Below are 18,604 nucleotides of genomic sequence, written 5' to 3' on the forward strand. Positions count from 1 at the left end.
CCGCATCACTCCAGGTAGTGCCCCATCCGCTTGCGCTTGGTCTCGAGGTAGCGCTCGTTGTGCGGGTTCGCCGCGATGCGCAGCGGCACCAGCGCCTCGACCTCGATGCCGCCTTCCACGAGCGCGTCGCGCTTCTGCGGGTTGTTGGTGATCAGCCGGACGCTCTTGACGCCCAGCAGGCACAGGATGTCGATGGCGTCGGCGTAGTCGCGCTCGTCCTCGGCGTGGCCCAGGCGCAGGTTGGCGTCGATGGTGTCGACGCCGGCTTCCTGCAGCGCGTAGGCGCGCAGCTTCTCGACCAGGCCGATGCCGCGGCCTTCATGGCCGCGCATGTAGATGACGATGCCGCCCTCGTCCTTCAGCAGGTCCAGCGCGCCCTGCAGCTGCGGACCGCAGTCGCAGCGCAGCGACTGGAAGACGTCGCCGGTCAGGCACTCGCTGTGCACGCGCAGCAGGCCGCCGCGCTCCTGCAGCGGACCGACCGACAGCACCAGGTGCTCCGAGCCCGTCGCCGGGCTGCGGAAGGCCCGCGCCTGGAAGTCGCCCAGCGTGGACGGCAGGTGCACCACTTCCCACTCGGTCGCCCCTTGCGTCCCCAAGGGGATCTTCTCGCAGTGATTCACAGCCATCTCTCCAGCTTCGCGCCGGCGTCCTCGCGGACCGCCGGGTGGCGTCGTTCATTCGATCGTTCGTTCATGTCGTGCGGTACTCGCCTATCCGGTATCGGATACACCACCGCAAGGGCAGCAATTTAACCCGTCTCAGGGAAAACGCGCTGTCCCGTCGTGGAGAGGCCTCTCGGTCGCAGGGGCGTGGGCATGCAAAATCGGTCGCACCGATACCGCCCCTGGGACGCCCATGACCGCTCTCCCGCCCGCCGCCGCGCCTGCATCCACCCCGATGCTGCCGACGCCGCGCTTCGACGAATTCCCGCGCTACGAGGCGCTCACGCAACTGCTGTTCAGCTACGCGGAGGCCTGTCCCAACCTGGTGTCGGTGCGCTCGCTCGGCAAGAGCTTCGAGGGCCGCGAGATCTGGGTCCTGATCCTGACCAACACCGCCACCGGCATCGACGTCGAGAAGCCCGCGTTCTGGATCGACGGCAACATCCACGCCGCGGAGCTCACCGCCTGCACGACCTGCCTGTACTACCTGCACGACCTGCTGAGCAAGTACGGCACGGATCCGCAGGCCACGCATCTGCTGGACACGCGCACGATCTACATGGTGCCGCGCCTGAACCCGGACGGCGCGGAGCTCGCGCTGGCCGACCGGCCGCGTCACATCCGCTCGTCGACACGGCCCTATCCGTTCGACGAGGAACCGGTCGAGGGCCTGAGCGTCGAGGACATCGACGGCGACGGCCGCATCCTGACGATGCGCGTCGCCGATCCGCACGGCGGCTACAAGAAGCATGCGGACGATCCGCGCCTGATGGTCCCGCGCCAGCCCGGCGAGTTCGGCGGCGAGTACTACCGCCTGATGCCCGAGGGGCTGGTCATCAACCACGACGGCTTCAGCATCAAGGTCAACCGCGACAGCGAAGGCCTGGACCTGAACCGCAACTTCCCCGCCGGCTGGCGGCAGGAGTTCGAGCAGGTCGGCGCGGGCCCGTACCCGACCAGCGAGCCCGAGGTGCGCGCGATGGTGGACTTCATGGTCGGCCATCCCAACATCGGCGCGGCGATCAGCTTCCACACGCACAGCGGCGTGATCCTGCGGCCCTGCGGCACGCGCAGCGACGACGAGATGCCGCCGGAGGACCTCTGGGCCTTCCAGCGTTTCTCCAAGCTCGGCGAGCAGCACACCGGCTACCCGGCGGTGAGCATCTGGCACGAGTTCAAGTACCACCCCAAGGAAGTGATCACCGGGACGCAGGACTGGGTCTACGAGCACCTGGGCGCGCTGTTCTGGGTGGTGGAGCTGTGGTCGCCCAACAAGGAGGCGGGCATCACCGGCTACAAGTGGATCGACTGGTTCCGCGACCATCCGGTGGAGGACGACCTCAAGCTGCTGAAGTGGAGCGACGAGCATTGCGGCGGCCAGGCGCACGTCGAGTGGACCTCGTTCATGCATCCGCAGCTGGGGCCGGTGGAGATCGGCGGCTGGGACAAGATGAACTTCTGGCGCAACCCGCCGCCGCACCTGCGCGAGCGCGAGGCTGCGCGCTTCCCGGCATGGATGAACCAGATCGCGCTGAGCCTGCCGAAGCTGGAGTTGCTGCGCACGGAGGTGCGCGCGCTCGGGCCGGACACGTGGCGGGTGCGCATGGCGGTGGGGAACAGCGGCTGGCTGCCGGCCTACGTCACCAAGCAGGCGCTGGCGCGCAAGCAGACGCGCGGCGTGATGTTCGAGATCTTCCTGCCGGTGGATCCGGAGGTCGGGCTGGTCAGCGGCAAGCCGCGCATGGAAGGGCCGCAGCTCGAGGGCCACGCGCCGAAGCAGACGCAGCTCGCCTTCCTGCCGGAGCGAGACATCACCGGCGATCGCGCCTACGGCGAGTGGGTCGTGAGAGCGCCGCAGGGCACGCGCATCAGCCTCGCCGCGTGGGCCGACCGCGCCGGCACCGTGAGGACCGAGGTCACGCTCGATTGACGCGGGTCGTCCTGCCTCGACCGCAACGCTCTCTCCCGCCAGCGGGAGAGGGTCAAGTCAGTGCATGGGCTCGTTCTTGTCCTGCTCGGCCGCCGCGATCACGGCCTCGCGCCACAGGCGCGCGGGAATGAACGTCCTCAGCTGCTCCATCGCGCGCTCGATGAGCGCCGGATGCAGCTCATGGCCGACATTCGGGAGCACGTCCGCCGTGATGTCGGCGCCGAGCGACATCAGCTCGCGCGCCGCGTTCAGCAGCGCGGGATAGGGCAGCTCGCTGTCGTCCTTGCCGTGCAGCAGATGGATGGACACATCCTTCGGCGCCTGCTGCGGCCAGTACGCATACGCGCCACCGAAGGCGAGCACGCGCCCCGCCAGCTGCGCTTCCTGCTGCAACGCCTCCAGCGCCAGGATCGCGCCCTGCGAGAACCCGCCCAGCGCCACCCGCCCCCATTCCAGGTCGAGCTTCTCCGCCCAGCCGCGCACCAGCGCGACCAGGGACGGCACCGCCTCGGTCAGGCGCGCCGCCTTGGCCGCGTCATCGCCCTGCTCGGAGTACCACTGGAAGCCCGCGCCGCCGCCCGGGATGGCGTCGAAGGGCTGGAAGCCCTCGGGCAGCACCAGCGCCGCGCGAGGGTACTGGCGGTGCAGCGCCTCGGCGAGCGGGCGCATCTGTTCGGCGTCGCCGCCGGCACCGTGCAGCAGCACGAACAGCAGGTCGGGGGCTCCGTCCTTGGGGAGCAGCACATGGGCTTGGGTCATGGGCCGCGATTGTCCGTCACGTCCTGTCGATGCGCTCCAGCGCGGCCCGGATATCCGCGGCGCTGGTGGGCCTGACCAGGCGCTCCACCTCCTGTCCGTCGCGCAGGAAGATCAGCGTCGGCCACAGCTTGACCTTGAACGAGCGCCCCAGCGCCTGGCCCTTGCCGTCCTCGACCTTGATGTGCTGGACCATCGCGTGCCGTCCGTCGAAGGCCTGTTCCAGCAAGGGCTGCGCGGCCTCGCAGATGGGGCACCAGGAGGCGCCGAACTCGACCAGCAGCGGATGCTCCTTCGACAGCGTATCGACGGCATCGCGGATCGGCTCGGTCAGTGCGTAGTGGGGATTCATCGGCATGGGATAACTCCTTGATCTCCTGGATCGGTGGGACGCCGCCGCACGGACAGACCGGCCCCGGCGGCGCGGCCCGGACGGCGCCGGTCACGCCGCGGCGCGGCGCAGGCTCATCTCGAACACCACGCCTTCCGGCACATTGAATGCCCGGATGCTGCCATCCATCTTCGCCAGGTAGGTCTTCGCGACGAAGAGCCCCTGGCCGCGGCGTTCCCCGTTGACCTGCGGGGCGGTGTCGGAGACGCCGTACTCGAAGATCTGTTCGAGCATCGCCGCATCGATGTGCGGTCCCTGGTTGCGGATGCGCAGCAGGACGAAACCGGGCTCGCCCGCCTCCAGCGTGATGGCAATGGGCGTGCCTCCAGGCCGGTAGCGGTCCGCGTTGCGCAGCACGTGCGTGACGGCGTCCTCCAGCGCGTAGGCCTCCGCGTGCACCGGCTGCGGCTCGGGCAGGGCGGTCTCGAAGCTGACGTGATCGATGCCGGCGTAGTGCGCGTTCGCGGCCACCTCGCGGCAGAAGGCCGCCAGGTCCAGCGCCTCCGTGTGCAGGTCGGCCGAGGCCAGCGCCTCGCTCGGCGGTGCGCTGCCGTACAGCACCTTCACCGCCTGCTGCATCCGCTGCACGTAGCGGTGGCTGGGATCGTCGCCCGCGCCGTGCAGCACCATCAGCGACTGCAGCGGCGACATGATCTCGTGTCCGACCGCGTGCCACATCTCGCGTTCGCGCTCGGCCCGCAGCTGCTCGCGGCGCAGGCCGTCCTTCACCCGGGTCAGCGCGTCGGCCAGGCTGCCGGCCAGGATGCCCAGCTCGTCGCGGCCGCGCAGGTCGGCCACGTCGAGCTCGCCGATGCGCTGGTCCGCCCGCGCGTCCTGCATGTTGTAGGAGACGGCGGCCGCGCGCCGGGTCAGCACCGCGATGCCGCGGATCAGGCCGAGTTCCACCATCAGCCAGGCGAGCGCGATGGCCGACAGCATCGCCGCCGCCAGCCAGGCCAGCGGCCGCGCCTCGAGCGCGAGCTGACGATCGAGGCTGCGCAGGTCTCCACGCAGGTCGAGCCGGTAGCGGCCGCTGGTCGTCGACACGTCGTCGGATGCGGTCAGCCAGCGCACCTCGGCCGCATCGGTGCCGGCACCGACGCCCAGGATCTCGCCCTGCACCGGCAGGCGTCGCATCACGTGGATCAGCCAGGGCAGCGCACGCTCCGACAGCTCCGGGCCGCGACGCTCGGCGATCGTCGCCGCCTGCTTGCCCAGGCGCTCGATGCGCAGCGTCTCGCCCGGCTGCAGCGAGGCGCCGATCTTGTCCAGCGACAGCGCCAGCGAGGCGCCCGGCCGGGCGCTGTCGAACAGGAGGGGCGGCGATGCCGATGCCGATGCGGTGCCCGCCCCGGAGGCCGTCGCCCCGGCGGGCACGGCATCGGACGCCGAGGCGGTGGACGGTGAAGCGGGACCGGTGGATTCGGACGGGCCGAGCAGCTCCACCCGCACCCGCATCTGGTCGAGGTCCGCCGGCGGCCACACCGGCCGGGCGCGGCGGCCGGCGTCGTCGAAGAGCGCGTCCTGGAACGCCTCCACCGGCAGCCGGATCGAATAGAAGGTGCGCCGCGCGCAGTCCGGACCGCTGCTGCCTTCGGCGCAAGGGCCTTCGCGCCAGAGCCAGCCGCGGAACTCGCGCACCGGGCGCGCCTTGCCGGGCAGTTGCGGACCCGCGCCGAGGAAACCGGTCAGGCGTCCACGCTGCGTGCCGTCGGCCGCGGCCGCGCCCTCGAACGGCGCGATCCACGTCTGCGTGCCGCCGCGCAACTTCAAGGTCACGCGGGCGCGGTGCACGCCGCTCAAGTCCAGCGCGCCGTGCTCTCGGCCGGCGAGCGGGCCGCTCTCCAGGCTGCCGACCAGGTACAGGAAGCCGCCCGCATAGGCATTCGCGCCGACGGCCGCGCACAGGCTCGCGCCGTCGGGCCAGCGCAGGCCGCAGCCGGCCATCTCGACGGCACGCTGCGCCTTGTTCTGGTCGTCGAAGTCGATCGCCGAGAACGGCAGCAGCACCGGCGCCTGGCCGTCGCGGTCGCCCGCGCTCATGGACGGATTGAGCAGCGCCAGCTGACCGCTCGGATGGCGCAGCTGCAGCACGATCTCCGACAGCGACTGGCGGAAGCCCTGCGCATAGCGCTGGTAGGCGCGCTGCTTCTGGTCGATCAGCACCGTCAGCACCAGGCCGACCGTCGCGAGCGCCAGCAGCAGGAAGGCCAGGTGCACGACCGCGCGACGGCGGAACGCCGCCAGGCCCAGGCGCGGCACGACCAGCGCGGGCAGCTCGACCGGTCCGAGCTTCATGCGGCGCCCCGGTGGGTCCCTGTGCCGTCGCCCATGCCGTCGCCCATGCCGTCGCCCATGCCGTCGCTCATCGCGGTCCCGACCACCGGAACCCCCGCATCGGCACGTTCTCGATCGCGTCGAACGACGGATCGACCTCCTTCAGCGCCTCGCGCAGCGTCGACACGTGCTTGCGGACGTTGTCGCGGGTGCGGCCGCTCTTGACGACGTCGTAGAGCTCCTCGTACGACACCACCTGCGGCGCGCGCTGGTAGAGCGTGGCCAGGATGCGCTGCGCCGTCAGCGGCAGGTTGATGCGCTGGCCCTTCCACAGCGGGCTGCGCTGCCAGAGCGGGTCCAGCTGCAGCGCCTCCGGGGCGGTCGGCACCGGTTCGGCGGCCTCGCGGGCGCGGGCCGCGCGCAGGATGTCGAGGAAGGTGTCGATGAACTCGGCCTCGTCGAAGCTGGTCTTCTGCAGGTAGTCCCACGCGTCCAGCGCCTTCATGATCCCGCGGTAGATCGCCGCCGGCATCGCCGACACGACCAGCACCGGCGTGCCGGCGTTGAGCTTGTTGATCTCGTTGATCAGCGCGATGCCGGCGTTGCGTTCGCGGCCGAGCTCGATGTCGAGCACGACCATGTCGTAGCGCTCGCGCGCCAGCGCGGCCTCGGCGGCGTCGCGGTCGAACCACTGGTCGACCTGCAGCTCGGGACGCGCGGCGCGGATCCAGCCGGTGAGCTGCTCGCTGGTGGGGCGGTCGTCCTCGATGACGGCGACCTTGTTCCTGGGGATGGCCATGGCGCGGATTATCGACAGCGCGGCGTTCACCGGCGCGACCGGCCTGTGAGGGTTTCTTCCGGACCGTGAAGGGACCCGCCGACGCCCGCATTGAGGCTTCCGGGGCCTTTCCGGACCATGAGCGACATCCCAACACCCGAATCACGGGAACCCCGGAGGACCTCATGAACGACCGCCTGCAATCGATCCGCAACGCCGCCGCGCGGCTCAAGGCTCGGCTGCCCGGTTTCTCGCGCCGCGGCCAGGGCGCCGACTTCGGCGGCGAAGGCGCCGGTGCCGGTGCTGGTGGCCTGGGCGCGCCGCTGAAGCGCGCCGGCGCCGGCCTGGTCCGCTGCCTGCCCTGGCTGGCCGGCCTGACCGCCGTGGCCGGCGCGGTGGCGCTGCTGGTGACGCATCCGCCGGTGCATGAGGTGCCGCGCGGTGCCGTCAGCCTGCGCACCAACGTGCTGACGGGCGGCGTGACCGAGGCCCGCTCGGGCTCGATGCTCCAGATCCCCGGCCTGCACGACGTCCGCGACCTGCCGGTGCGCGACCGCAGCTATCACCCGGAGCGCTTCGCCCGCGCCGACGGCGAGGCGCCGCTCCAGTCGCTCGAAGGTCTCTCGCTGGGCCTGGACCTGACGGTGCGCTGGACCGTCGATCCGACGCGGCTGGCGCAGCTCGCCGCCTCGCTGCCCGACGACATCGAGGGCGACGTGATCGCGCCCGCGCTGCAGGGCATCGTCTACCGCCAGATCGCGACGCACACGGTGCGCGAGATCTTCTCGACGCAGCGCGGCCCCATCCAGGCCGCGCTGGAGTCGGAACTTCGCCGCAAGCTGGCGCTCGACGGCATCGTGCTGCGCGGCCTGGAGATCGGCAACGTCGACTTGCCGCAGGAGTACCGCGCGGGTCTGGAGAACCTGCTGTCCGAAGGCCTGGCCAGCGAGAAGATGCGCTACACGCTGGAGCTCAAGGAGAAGCAGGTCAAGCAGACCGAGCTGGAGGCGGCCGCCGAGAAGGTCCGTCGCGAGACCTCCGCGGAAGCTGCGGCGCGCGAGCAGATCATCGCCGCCAAGGGCCAGGAAGAGGCGATGAAGCATGTGCTGCCGTTCAAGCAGCGCCAGGTCGAGCAGCGCCAGCTGGAAGCCGAGGCCGAGCGCGTCGCGCGGGTCCGCATGGCTGAAGGCAACGCGCAGGCGCGCGGCATCGAGGCCGAGGGCGAAGCCAAGGCGCGCGAGAAGCTGGCCGACGCGGAGGCCTATCGCCAGACGCGCATCGGCAAGGTCGCGGTCGACCAGATGGCCGCCGAGGGCGCGCTGCTGAGCCGCCATCCGCTGCTGATCCAGAAGGCCATGGCCGACAAGCTGTCCGACAAGGTGCAGGTGATCATCGCGCCGCCGCCGTCGGACGGCGGATTCATCGGCAAGACGCTGCTGGGGACGAAGCAGGAGACGCGTCCGGAAGGCCGTCCGGAAGTCGAAGGCGAGGGGACCTCGCAATGAGCCGCCACCGTGCCCCCGCGTTCCTGGTCCCGTCCCTGATCCTGAGTCGAAAGGGTTCCGACATGTGCCGCCTGAAGGTCGTGATGGCCGCCGCGATCGCCGCCGTCGCCGCCGTCGCCGTTCAACTGCTCTGCGTCCACCCGGCCGATGCCGCCCCGTCGATGGCGGCGTCCACGACCGCTCCGGCCGGCGATGCCGCGCCGAAGCCGCCGATCAAGCGCGTCTCGCCGGACGACGCGGCGCCGCGCACCGCGCTGGTGGTGCAGGACAGCGTCGCGATGCGCGCGGCGGCGAAGGACTCGTCGCCGGCGCAGGCGCAGCTCTGGCGCGGCGAGGCGCTGGAGATCCGTGGCGAGCGCCCGGACCACTTCCAGGTCTACGACTACCGCCGCGAGCGTGGCGGTTTCGTCCGCAAGACCGCGCTGCTGCCGCTCAACGGCCCGGCAGCGCAGCCGGACGCGCTGCTCGCCGCGCTGCGCGTCGTGCGCCAGCAACCGGGCTCGGAGTCGCTCGGCCTGGGCCTGGCCGCCGCGTATGTGCAGGCGGCGAGCGCGGCGCAGATGAACGGCGCGGACGGCGCCGAGGCGCTCGACGCGATGGGCACGCTGGCCGAGCGGCTGGCCGATCGCGCCTCGCGTGCGCAGTCCCGCCCGGACGGCGTGGCGACCGTCGCGCCGACGGCCGCCGAGACGCAGGTCGCCGCGCAGCTCGACGTCGCTGCACGCTACGGCCTGCGCTTCCGCACGCTGGAGCGCGAGGCCGGGGCGATGCAGCTCTGCTACGACGGCGAGGCGTTCCGGCGTGTGCTGGCCATGCCGGCCGCGACACCGGAGCAGAAGGCGCGCGCCGCGCTGTCGCTGACGCGCGTCGACTGCCTGGACCCGGTGGCGACGCCGCCTCAGCGAGAGCAGATGGACCAGTGGCGCGCGGACGTCCTCGACAGGGTCGACCTGCGGGATCCGGCGCTGGCGACGCATTGGCGCAACCGCGTGCTGATGCGCCAGTCGGGCGTGTGGAGCAGTCTGGCGTTCATCCGTGCGCGCCGAGCGACCGTCGCCGGGACTGCAAGCGCCACCGGGCCGGCCGCCTCGTCCACGACCTTGCAGGTGGACGCGTCGTCGTCCGCCTCGCGCCGCTCGCTCGAAGCCTTCGCGCGTGTGGTGCCTGCTGAGCTGTCCGACGACGACCAGCCCGCTTACAACGATGCCGCCATGCGCGGCAACGCGATGCGCTGGGCGGCGCTGCCTGCGGGTGCGCTGGAGCAGACGTTGGGGGCGGTGAAGCTGAACGTCGCCGTCGGTCAACCGGGCGAGACCTGCCTCGTGCTCACGATGAACGGCGCGAAGGAAGGCAGTCCGCCGCTGCTGCGCCACTGCGCGTGGGGGCTGGTGATGACGGCCTCGGCGCGGATCAACCGCGAGGGCAATGCGATCGCGATCGCGTCGGTGCCGGCGGACGGCTGGCGCGAGCTTCAACTGCTGCGCCGCACGTCGCAAGGCTGGAAGGTGTCGGTGCTGCCGCCGGTGGCGGCACAGCCGGGTCTGGGCTACGCGGAGTTCGCCGGCTGGGTGCCCGGCGGCAAGGAGCTGCTGGTTGCGCGTGAGTCCCGCGCCGAAGGCCGCTACAAGCGCAGCTACGAACTGGTCGACCTCGACACGCTGGAGACCAAGCGCCAGGCCGGCGACGTCACGATGCTCGGTGCGTTCCAGCGCTGGCAGGCGGCGGATTGGAAGGGTACGAGCCTGAGCGCGAGGTGAGGGCTGCTCCATTTCGCATGGCGCCGCGGAGTGGATAGAAGAGAGGGCCCATCCCTCGAAGGTGGGCCCTCTTCATATCCCGCCCCGCCCACAACTTTGAGTCATGGCAGAAAGGGAGTCGATTTCGAGAATGCATACATCGCATCGACATGAGGTCGGTGGCAGAAAGGCAGAAACGATGTTGCAGCGAATCGAATTCGAAGACGAGCCCGCGGAGGTAGCGCCGGCGTCAGTGCCGGCGTCCCTCGAGCGCGGACGGCCGGTGTGGGTATACAGCAAGAGCCAGAAGCCCTATCTCTACCGGCCGTGGATGAACCCTTGCTCGCCCGGCGAGTGGCCGTACAACCTCCAGGCGCTTCGTGGGACGGAGGACTACGAGGACATCCTCGAGTGGTTTGCGCAGAAGCATCCGCATCTGCTGCGCGAGGACTTCTGGGTCGTCGATCGGGAGCTTGCGCGATGCGCGGGAGACCGGCAGATCAGTGTCTACGTGGTCAGGGATCCCGAGGAGCACTACCTGGGCTTGCAGTTCACGCTCTTCGGCTATGCGCCGGATGCTGAGTATCCCTATCCCGAGATCGAAGCCTTCGATGCCTTGTACGAGTCCGTCCCGGCGATTGCTCGTCTGTGGCTGGTCGCTCTTGCCAATGGTTGGCCCGGTCGCTTCGAGGACCGACATCTGGTGAGGTGAGGACTGAACGATGACGGTTTTGACCCCGATGAAGTCCTCGTCGTGGCCAGGCACCTCTGGACCCGAAACGACGAGGCGAGCAACCGCAGCGCGGTGTCACGTGCCTACTACGGCGTGTTCTTGAGGGCTCGCGACATGGCAGGCATTTCCGAGCGACATCCCATGGTTCATCAGTGGACGCAGGAACATTACGAACGTGATGGCGAAAAGGGTCTGGCCAAGAGGCTGCGCGCCCTACGTCGCAGCAGGAATCATGCTGACTACTCGACCGAGCGGCACATCACGCGGAAGGAGGCGGAGGCGGCCATGAATCTGTCGCAGCAAGTTCGCGCTGAGCTTCGGGTGCTGGCAGGTCGTCGGCAGTACAGGGACAGCAGGAACGTCCCGGTGGAGACGTCTGACCCGGTCAATCCGCCGTGAGCTTCACCAGCACCTGCCTCAGCCGCTGCGCGTCGATCGGCTTGGTGAGGAACTCGTTCATCCCGGCGGCGAGCGCCTCGTCGCGTTCCTGGACCAGCGCCGCCGCCGTCAACGCGATGATCGGCAGCTCGGTCGCGTCGTAGCGCTGACGCAGCTGCCGTGTCGCCTCGTGGCCGCTCATGACCGGCATCTGCACGTCCATCAGCACCGCGTCGAAGGGCTTGCCCATGCTGGCCGCGGCCATCACCGCCTCCACCGCCTGGCTGCCGTCGCTGGCCTGAGAGACCTCCGCGCCCCACTGCTCGAGCATGGCCACGGCGATCATCATGTTCACCGGGTTGTCCTCGACCATCAGGATGCGCCGCCCCGCCAGCTCCGCGTCGTCCGCCGGCGCGCGACGCTGCGCGCTCACCGGCGCCGGCGCCGCGGGCAGCGGCAGCTCGGCCCAGAAGGTCGCGCCCGCGCCGGGCTGGCTGTCCACGCCCACGTCGCCGCCCATCAAGGTCGCCAACTCGCGGCAGATCGACAGGCCCAGCCCTGTGCCGCCGTAGCGACGCGTGGTCGATTCGTCGGCCTGCGTGAAGGGCTGGAAGAGCCGCTCGTGCATGGCCTCGGCGATGCCCGGACCCGTGTCGCTCACCTCGACGCGCAGGCGCCGCTCGTCCATCCGGCGCACGCGCACCGCCACGCGACCCTGCTCGGTGAACTTCAGCGCGTTGCTCAGGTAGTTGCTCAGGATCTGCCGCGTGCGCACCGGATCGCCGATCACCCAGGCGGGCACCGCATCGTCGACGTCGATGCTGAAACCCAGCCCGCGCGCCTGCGCCAGCGTCAGGTAACCCATGCGCATCGTCGCCAGCATGTCGCGCAGCGCGAAGGGCACCGTCTCCAGCGTCAGCCGGCCGGCCTCGATCTTGGACAGGTCCAGGATGTCCGACATCAGGCCCGCCAGGCTCTCCGCGCTGTCCACCATCTGGTCCAGGTAGTGGCTGCGCGTGTCGCCGTCCAGGTCGGGCTGCTGCAGCAGCCGCGCCAGGCCGACCAGGCCGTTGAGCGGCGTGCGGATCTCGTGGCTGATGTTGGCCAGGAAGGCGCTCTTGGCGCGGTTGGCCGCCTGCGCCTCGTCCTTGGCCTGCGCCAGCGCGGCCTCGACGCGCCGGCGCTCGGTCACGTCTTCCATGATCCAGATCGTGCCGCCGCGGCTCGGGTGGTTCGGGTCCACGACCCGCGCCAGGATCCGGCACAGGAATCGACTGCCGTCGCGACGCCGCATCAGGCGCTCGACCTCGACCTGATCGCCCGCCGCCAGGCGCGGCCCGAGCTCGTGGCCGACGGCGTCGTAGTCCTCCGCGCTGGGCCACACCACGCTGCCGGCCTGGCCGATCAGCCCGCCGGCGGGCCAGCCGAACATCTCCTCCACCAGCCGGTTGGCCTGCACGAAGTGCTGGTCGCGCGTCAGCGCGATGCCGATCGACGCGTTCTCCAGGATCGCCGCATGGACCAGCCGCGTGCGCTCGGTGTCGCTGACGTCGCGCGAATTGACGACCAGGTAGGACATCCCGTCCATCACGAAGGGCGCCGCCGACAGCAGCATCGGGATCGGCTGCCCGCGCCGGTTGACGAAGCTCGCGGGCAGGTCGCTGACGCGACCGTGCTGGCGCAGCGCCTCGACCAGCCGCTCGCGGTCGGCGATGTCCTGCCAGATGCCCAGCTCTTCCGAGCTGCGGCCCAGCACCTCGTCGGCGGTGTAGCCGCTGACCAGCTCGAAGGTCTTGTTGACCATCACGTAGCGGCCGCTGACCGTCTCGGTCAGCGTGACCACGTCGGGGCTGGTCGCGAACAGGTGCGACAGCAGCGCCTCCGAACGGCGCAGCGCGTCCTGCGCGCGCGAGGTCTCGGTCTGGTCGATGAAGAAGGACAGCGTCGCCGGACCGGTGGCCGCGTCCACCCGCACGCTGGTCGCCTGCACCAGGCGGCGCCGGCGCGACAGGGTCCTCAGCCGGAACTCCGTCATCGGCAGCATCGCGCCGACGGGCATCGCCTCGATCTTGGCCGCGCGCTGGCGGGCGCGTTCCTCGTCGCCGGGCTCGTAGTGCGAGAACAGGTCCTGGCCGATCATCGACGAGCGCTGCGTGTAGCCGAACATCGCCATCGCCGCCGGATTGGCGTCCATCACGCGGCCCCAGCGGTGCAGCACCAGCGGCGACGGCGAACGGCGGAAGAGCTCGCGGTAGCGCGTCTCGGTGGCCACCATGGCCTGCTCGGTCTGGACCTCGTCGGTGACGTCGCGGCCCACGCCCCAGTAGCCGCGGAAGTTGCCCTTGGCGTCGAAGCGCGGCTCGCCGCTGATCGACACGTAGTGCAGCCGCCCCTCCTCGGACGTGCGGCGCATCACCAGGCCGCGGAACGGGCGGTGGGATTCGAGATCGGCGCGGTGGGCGTCGAGTTCCTCGTCGGAGAGGCCGAGGTGCTCGATCTCCCAGGGCGCGCGGCCCAGCCGCTCCGCCATCGACAGGCCCGAGGAGCCCGGGTTGTGCTCGGTCAGGTGCGTGAAGCGGAACTGCCGGTCCATTTCCCAGTACCAGTCCGCCGCCATGTTGAGCAGGTGGCGGAAACGCGCGTGGCGGTCGCTGACCTCCTGCATCGCGCGCCGGATCAGCTTGGCCGTGCCCAGGCCGACGACCAGCCCGGAGGTCAGCAGCAGCAGTTGCGTCAGCAGCCGGGCGGTCAGGCCGACCGGCGCGGCGCCGACCTGGATCCAGCCGCCCAGTTCCGCCGAGGCCAGCCCGCCCAGCGCCGCCAGTCCCAGCCCGAACAGCGACAGCCCCGCGCCCAGGCCGATCATGCCGGTGCCCAGGGCCACCATCAGGCCCATGATGCCGAGGCTCGCCGCGTTGAGTCCGAGCTGGCGCGACACCGCCAGCGACAGCGCCGTGGCCATCGCCAGGCACATCAGCGCCACCGCCGCCGCGGGGCCGTGGTGGGACGGCAGGCGCCAGAGCATCGCCAGGCCGGCGAAGGTGGTCACCAGCGCCAGGACGGGCGGCAGCAGGCCGCCCAGGGGTTCCGAGGCGCTGGCGCTGGCCAGCAGCATCAGGCCGGCCATGCCGGACAGCAGCACGCAGGCGGCCATGAACAGCCGCGCGGCGCGCCATTGCAGCTTCGCGGGCAGGCTGTCGCCGCGCGACAGTTCGTGCCCCACCAGACTGCTCAGATCGTCCTGGGAATCCTTGCTCACTCGACCCCGCCCCAACTCGTTATGGATGGACATGCCCTTTCTCTCCTTGGAAAGGTCCGGGGCGAGCGGCATGCCAGATCGGCGAGCGGCAGCCCGGAATTGCAACGTCCGGTAACGGAGTCTCGGTGAGCCGAGGGTGTTCTGCAGAGGCGTGGATTCCCGAAACGCGCCCAGTTCGGTGCGCGTTCGAGGTTTTTGCCAACTAGTTGGCGGGCGTCACCGCCGGGGGATCAGGCTGCGGCGGCCGGGCGCAGCGCGTCGCGTGTCGCCAGCGCCACACGGCGGGCCGCAGCGGCGAAGTCCTCGCCGGCGGACGCGTACAGCACCGCGCGGGAGGAATTCACGATCACCGTGCCGCCGCCCTGGCGCCAGCCTGCGGACACCGTCGCCGCGGCGTCGCCACCCTGGGCGCCGACGCCCGGGATCAGCAGCGGCAGCGTCGGGGCGAGGGCGCGCACGCGCTCGATCTCCTTCGGATAGGTCGCGCCGACCACCAGGCCCAGCTGGCCGTTGACGTTCCAGTCGCCCTCGGCCAGCGCGGCCAGGTGCTCGAACAGGCGCGGCTGGCCCGGCACGTCGGCCAGGCGCTGCATCTGCCAGTCGTCGCCGCCCGGGTTGGACGTGCGGCACAGCAGGAAGGCGCCCTTGTCGGCGTAGCGCAGGTAGGGCTCGACGCTGTCGCGGCCCATGAACGGGGACAGCGTCACCGCGTCGGCCTGGTAGCGTTCGAAGGCTTCGCGGGCGTACTGCTCGGCGGTGGCGCCGATGTCGCCGCGCTTGGCGTCCAGGATCACCGGGACGTGCGGGGCGTTGCGCTGGATGTGGGCCATCAGCTGCTCGAGCTGGTCCTCGGCGCGGTGCGCGGCGAAGTAGGCGATCTGCGGCTTGAACGCGCTCACCACGTCCTTGGTGGCGTCGACGATGGCGGCGCAGAAGTCGTAGATCCGGCCGGCGTCGCCCTTCCAGTGGGTCGGGAACTTCGCGGGATCGGGATCCAGCCCGACGCACAGCAGGGAGTCGTTCAGGCGCTCGGCCGCCTGCAGCTTCGACATGAATTTCATGTGCGGTATTGTCCCGCTTTTGCTTGAGATGACATCCGGGGCGGCGTCCCCGGGCGCTGGGAAGGCGGGGATGGACGTGTTGAGAACGGCGCGACTGCGCCTGCGGTGGTTCCGGCAGTCGGACGCGGCCTTCGTCCGCGGGCTGCTCAACGAGCCGGCCTGGATCGCGCACATCTACGACGCGCAGGTCCGCACCGACGAGCAGGCCGCGGCCTGGATCCGCGAGCGGCTGGAGGCGCGCTACTGGCTGCTGGGCTACGGGTTCTGGGCCGTCGAGCGGCTCGAGGACGGCGAGCTGCTGGGCCTGGCCGGCGTGATCCAGCGCGAGGGGCTGCCGCATCCGGACATCGGCTACGGCTTCCCGGCGCGCTTCTGGGGCCACGGTTATGCGCGGGAAGCGGCGGCGGCCACCTTCGACTATTGCCGGCGGGTGCTCGGCCTGCGGCACCTGCTGGGGACGACGGCCCCGGAGAACCATCCGTCCGGCCGCGTGCTGCTCGCGATCGGCATGAGCGACGAGGGTCTCCAGCAGACCGAGGCGCATGAAGGCCTGTCGCGCGTCTACAGCTGGCATGACCCGGTCGCGCAGGACGATGCCGGGGAGATCGCCGCGCTGCGCGCGCGCTGGCATGCCGCGCTGCGTGGCACGGCGCGGCCGGCGCTGATGGCCTGCGTGACGCCGGAGACGGTCGACCGCGTGATGGCCAGCCGCACGGATCTCTCCCCGCAGGCGCTGGACCACCTGGCGCAGCGCTGGGCGCCGCTGGCGGACGATCCGACGCTGCGGGCGGTGCGCACGCCCGCGGGCTGGCGTCTGGAAGTGCCGGCGGACCGCTGAGGTCCACGACCAGTGGCGCGCGCGTGCGCAGGCGCGCTTAAGCGTGGCTGAAGTCGGCGGGGAAGGCCTCGCCTATGCTCGCTGCCATGGACATTTCTGCTCAGACCGGCGCGCGCATCCTGCTCATCGAGGATGACGAGCGCCTGGCGCAACTGGTCGCCGAGGCGCTGCGCAAGGCCAACTACGCGGTGACCGTCTGCGGTGACGGCCTGGCCGGCGAGGCGCTGATGCGGCAGGAGCCCTTCGAGCTGGTGCTGCTGGACGGCCACCTGCCGGGCAAGGACGGCTTCGACGTGCTGCGCGACACGCGCCGCGATTTCGCCGGCCGCATCGTGATGATGACGGCGCGGGACGACGACATCGACCAGGTGCTGGGCCTGGAAGGCGGCGCGGACGACTACATCGCCAAGCCGGTGGCGCCGCGCGTGCTGCTGGCGCGGCTGAAGGCGCTGCTGCGACGCGACGCGCTGCCGGCCGCGCACCCGGTCGGCGAGGCGCTGCACTTCGGGCCGCTGACGCTGCTGCCGCAATCGCGCGAGCTGCGGCTGAACGGCGAGCCGGTCGTGCTCACCACCGCCGAGTACGAGCTGCTGAACTTCCTGGCGCATCGCGCGGGGCAGGTCGTCAGCCGCGACGACATCATGCAGGGCCTGCGCGGGCTGGAGTTCGACGGACTGGACCGCGCGATCGACGCGCGCATCTCGCGGCTGCGCAAGAAGATCGGCGACGACGCGCAGGCGCCGGTGCGGATCAAGACGGTGCGCGGGCAGGGCTACCTCTTCGCGATCGACTGATGGCCGCGATCACGCTGCGCGCCTCGCTGCTGCGGATGGCGCTGGGACTCGGGCTGGCGGTGCTGGCGCTGATCCTGCTCGTCGAGGCCCTGGTGCTGATCGGCGCCTCCGAAGTCACCAACGACTACGTCCGCAATTTCATGCGCGGCACGGTGGACCTGCTGGTGCGGGACCTCGCGCCGCTGGACCCGCCGGCGCGGCGCGAGCGGGTGCGCGAACTCGACGCGCAATTCGACTACCCCGTGCGGCTGATCCGCACCGACCTGTCCCAGCTCAGCGCGGACCAGCGCCGCCGGCTCGAACGCGGCGAGGTGCTGGTCACCGGTTTCAACCGCCGCATCTACGCGGCGCTGCCGGGCGAACCCGACCAGCTGCTGCTGCTGGGGCCGCTCGATTCCAAGCGGGCCGGCGAGCTGCCCAAGGAGCTCGCCGCGCAACTCGGCGTCGCGGTGGTGATCGCGCTGGCGGTCGCGCTGATCGCGTGGTGGCAGCTGCGGCCCCTGTGGCGCGATCTGCGCGGGCTGCAGCGCGCCGCGGAGCGATTGAGCGCGGGCCGCCTCGACACCGAGCTGCCGCCGCTGAAGAGCCGGCTCTTCGCGCCGGTCGCCGCGGCGACGCGCGCGATGCTGGAGCGGCTCGCGGCCGCGATGGCGACGCAGCGCGAGCTGACCGGCGCGGTCTCGCACGAGCTGCGCACGCCGCTGGCGCGGCTGCGTTTCGCGGTCGATGCGCTCGTGGACGAGGACGACCGTGACCGCCGCGAGCAGGCGGTGATGGCCTGCGAGCGCGACATCGCCGAGCTCGATGAACTCATCGATGCGAGCCTGACGCTGGCGCGGCTCGACATGGGGGCGCTGCAGCCGCATGTGATGCAGGGCAACCTGGGCGAGATGCTCGCGAAGGAGGCGGCCTCGCTGGCGCCGCTGCTCGATGGCAAGGCGCTGGACACGGACCTGCGCCTGCCCGACGTCCTGCCCTTCGACGAACGGCTGCTGCCCTATGCGATCCGCAACGGGCTGCGCAACGCGGCGCGGTACGCGAAGGGCCGCATCCTGCTGACCGCGTGGGTCGAGGCCGGGCAGCTCTGGCTCGCGATCGACGACGACGGCGAGGGCGTGCCGCCGTCGCTGCGCGAGGCGGCCTTCGAGCCCTTCAAGCGCCTGGAGCGCAAGGGGCGCGGCACGCGCGGCTTCGGCCTGGGGCTGGCCATCGTGCGACACGTCGCGCATGCGCACGGCGGGCATGCGCGGCTGGGCGAGGCGCCGCGACTCGGCGGCGCGCGGCTGCTGCTCTACTGGCCTGCGGAAGCGGCCTGAAGCACCGATGAGATGGGCGCTCTGCGCCCCCGCGTGAAGCTTCGTCAAGCGCCGCGTGCATTGCTGTCATCGACCGTCACACAAGCGCTCAACTCGCTCCACAGACGCGGCGGGGTCGAATTCCCAGAATGAGCTCCATGTCGAACGAGCCTGATCACTGACCCAGGCGACCCGGAACGACAGATCG

15 protein-coding genes are annotated in these 18,604 nt (G+C 70.9%); 8 read left to right on the top strand and 7 right to left on the bottom strand.

Annotated features, from left to right (window positions below; genetic code table 11):
• Nucleotides 1-5: 5 nt before the first annotated feature.
• On the bottom strand, nucleotides 6-629 hold the full coding sequence (gene ribA, locus ACQ86G_RS08615; protein WP_431260197.1) for a GTP cyclohydrolase II: 624 nt from the start codon (nucleotides 627-629) through the stop codon (nucleotides 6-8).
• A 229-nt stretch (nucleotides 630-858) separates the two neighbouring features.
• Between ribA and ACQ86G_RS08620 the strand changes: the two genes are divergently transcribed.
• Nucleotides 859-2,595: a M14 family metallopeptidase gene (locus tag ACQ86G_RS08620; RefSeq protein ID WP_431260198.1), complete on the top strand. Its 1,737-nt coding sequence runs from the start codon at nucleotides 859-861 to the stop codon at nucleotides 2,593-2,595.
• A gap of 57 nt (nucleotides 2,596-2,652) precedes the next feature.
• On the opposite strand, the gene ypfH is transcribed toward ACQ86G_RS08620, so the two are convergent.
• From ypfH to ACQ86G_RS08640, 4 genes are all read right to left on the bottom strand, one after another.
• A complete protein-coding gene (ypfH, locus tag ACQ86G_RS08625; RefSeq protein ID WP_431260199.1) occupies nucleotides 2,653-3,354 on the bottom strand; it encodes an esterase in 702 nt (233 codons plus the stop codon).
• Nucleotides 3,355-3,370: 16 nt separating this feature from the next.
• Nucleotides 3,371-3,709 (bottom strand): thioredoxin family protein, encoded by a 339-nt coding sequence (locus tag ACQ86G_RS08630; RefSeq protein WP_431260200.1) that lies wholly within the window; start codon nucleotides 3,707-3,709, stop codon nucleotides 3,371-3,373.
• Nucleotides 3,710-3,793: 84 nt separating this feature from the next.
• A complete protein-coding gene (locus tag ACQ86G_RS08635) occupies nucleotides 3,794-6,040 on the bottom strand; it encodes an ATP-binding protein (RefSeq protein WP_431260201.1) in 2,247 nt (748 codons plus the stop codon).
• A 67-nt stretch (nucleotides 6,041-6,107) separates the two neighbouring features.
• Nucleotides 6,108-6,818 carry a response regulator gene (locus ACQ86G_RS08640; protein WP_431260202.1) on the bottom strand — a complete coding sequence of 237 codons (711 nt, stop codon included), beginning with the start codon at nucleotides 6,816-6,818 and terminating at the stop codon, nucleotides 6,108-6,110.
• 164 nt (nucleotides 6,819-6,982) lie between these two features.
• On the opposite strand from ACQ86G_RS08640, the gene ACQ86G_RS08645 reads away from it, so the two are divergent.
• From ACQ86G_RS08645 to ACQ86G_RS08660, 4 genes are all read left to right on the top strand, one after another.
• The gene (locus ACQ86G_RS08645; RefSeq protein ID WP_431260203.1) at nucleotides 6,983-8,302 is read left to right on the top strand and encodes an SPFH domain-containing protein; all 1,320 of its coding nucleotides are present in this window, start codon (nucleotides 6,983-6,985) and stop codon (nucleotides 8,300-8,302) included.
• Between the two features lie 62 nt (nucleotides 8,303-8,364).
• Nucleotides 8,365-10,059, top strand: a complete 1,695-nt coding sequence (locus ACQ86G_RS08650; RefSeq protein ID WP_431260204.1) for a hypothetical protein — start codon at nucleotides 8,365-8,367, stop codon at nucleotides 10,057-10,059.
• Nucleotides 10,060-10,237: 178 nt separating this feature from the next.
• Nucleotides 10,238-10,750, top strand: a complete 513-nt coding sequence (locus ACQ86G_RS08655; protein WP_431260205.1) for a hypothetical protein — start codon at nucleotides 10,238-10,240, stop codon at nucleotides 10,748-10,750.
• A 42-nt stretch (nucleotides 10,751-10,792) separates the two neighbouring features.
• Nucleotides 10,793-11,170, top strand: a complete 378-nt coding sequence (locus ACQ86G_RS08660; RefSeq protein ID WP_431260206.1) for a hypothetical protein — start codon at nucleotides 10,793-10,795, stop codon at nucleotides 11,168-11,170.
• Here the strand turns inward: ACQ86G_RS08660 and ACQ86G_RS08665 are convergent.
• Both ACQ86G_RS08665 and pyrF read right to left on the bottom strand, forming a co-directional pair.
• Nucleotides 11,157-14,441 carry a PAS domain S-box protein gene (locus ACQ86G_RS08665; RefSeq protein ID WP_431260207.1) on the bottom strand — a complete coding sequence of 1,095 codons (3,285 nt, stop codon included), beginning with the start codon at nucleotides 14,439-14,441 and terminating at the stop codon, nucleotides 11,157-11,159. The genes ACQ86G_RS08660 and ACQ86G_RS08665 overlap by 14 nt on opposite strands.
• 197 nt (nucleotides 14,442-14,638) lie before the next feature.
• Nucleotides 14,639-15,469, bottom strand: coding sequence for an orotidine-5'-phosphate decarboxylase (gene pyrF / locus ACQ86G_RS08670; protein WP_431260208.1), 831 nt, complete (start codon nucleotides 15,467-15,469; stop codon nucleotides 14,639-14,641).
• Nucleotides 15,470-15,539: 70 nt separating this feature from the next.
• Here pyrF and ACQ86G_RS08675 point away from each other — a divergent pair, with 70 nt between their 5' ends.
• From ACQ86G_RS08675 to ACQ86G_RS08685, 3 genes are all read left to right on the top strand, one after another.
• Nucleotides 15,540-16,307, top strand: coding sequence for a GNAT family N-acetyltransferase (locus ACQ86G_RS08675; protein ID WP_431260209.1), 768 nt, complete (start codon nucleotides 15,540-15,542; stop codon nucleotides 16,305-16,307).
• 86 nt (nucleotides 16,308-16,393) lie between these two features.
• Complete coding sequence (locus ACQ86G_RS08680) at nucleotides 16,394-17,101, top strand: winged helix-turn-helix domain-containing protein (protein ID WP_431260210.1); 708 nt, start codon at nucleotides 16,394-16,396, stop codon at nucleotides 17,099-17,101.
• Nucleotides 17,101-18,417 carry an ATP-binding protein gene (locus ACQ86G_RS08685; RefSeq protein WP_431260211.1) on the top strand — a complete coding sequence of 439 codons (1,317 nt, stop codon included), beginning with the start codon at nucleotides 17,101-17,103 and terminating at the stop codon, nucleotides 18,415-18,417. Before ACQ86G_RS08680 ends, ACQ86G_RS08685 begins: the two co-directional genes overlap by 1 nt.
• Nucleotides 18,418-18,604: the final 187 nt, after the last annotated feature.

Source organism: Roseateles chitinivorans, assembly GCF_050632145.1.
GTDB classification, from domain to species: Bacteria; Pseudomonadota; Gammaproteobacteria; order Burkholderiales; family Burkholderiaceae_C; genus Roseateles; species Roseateles chitinivorans_B.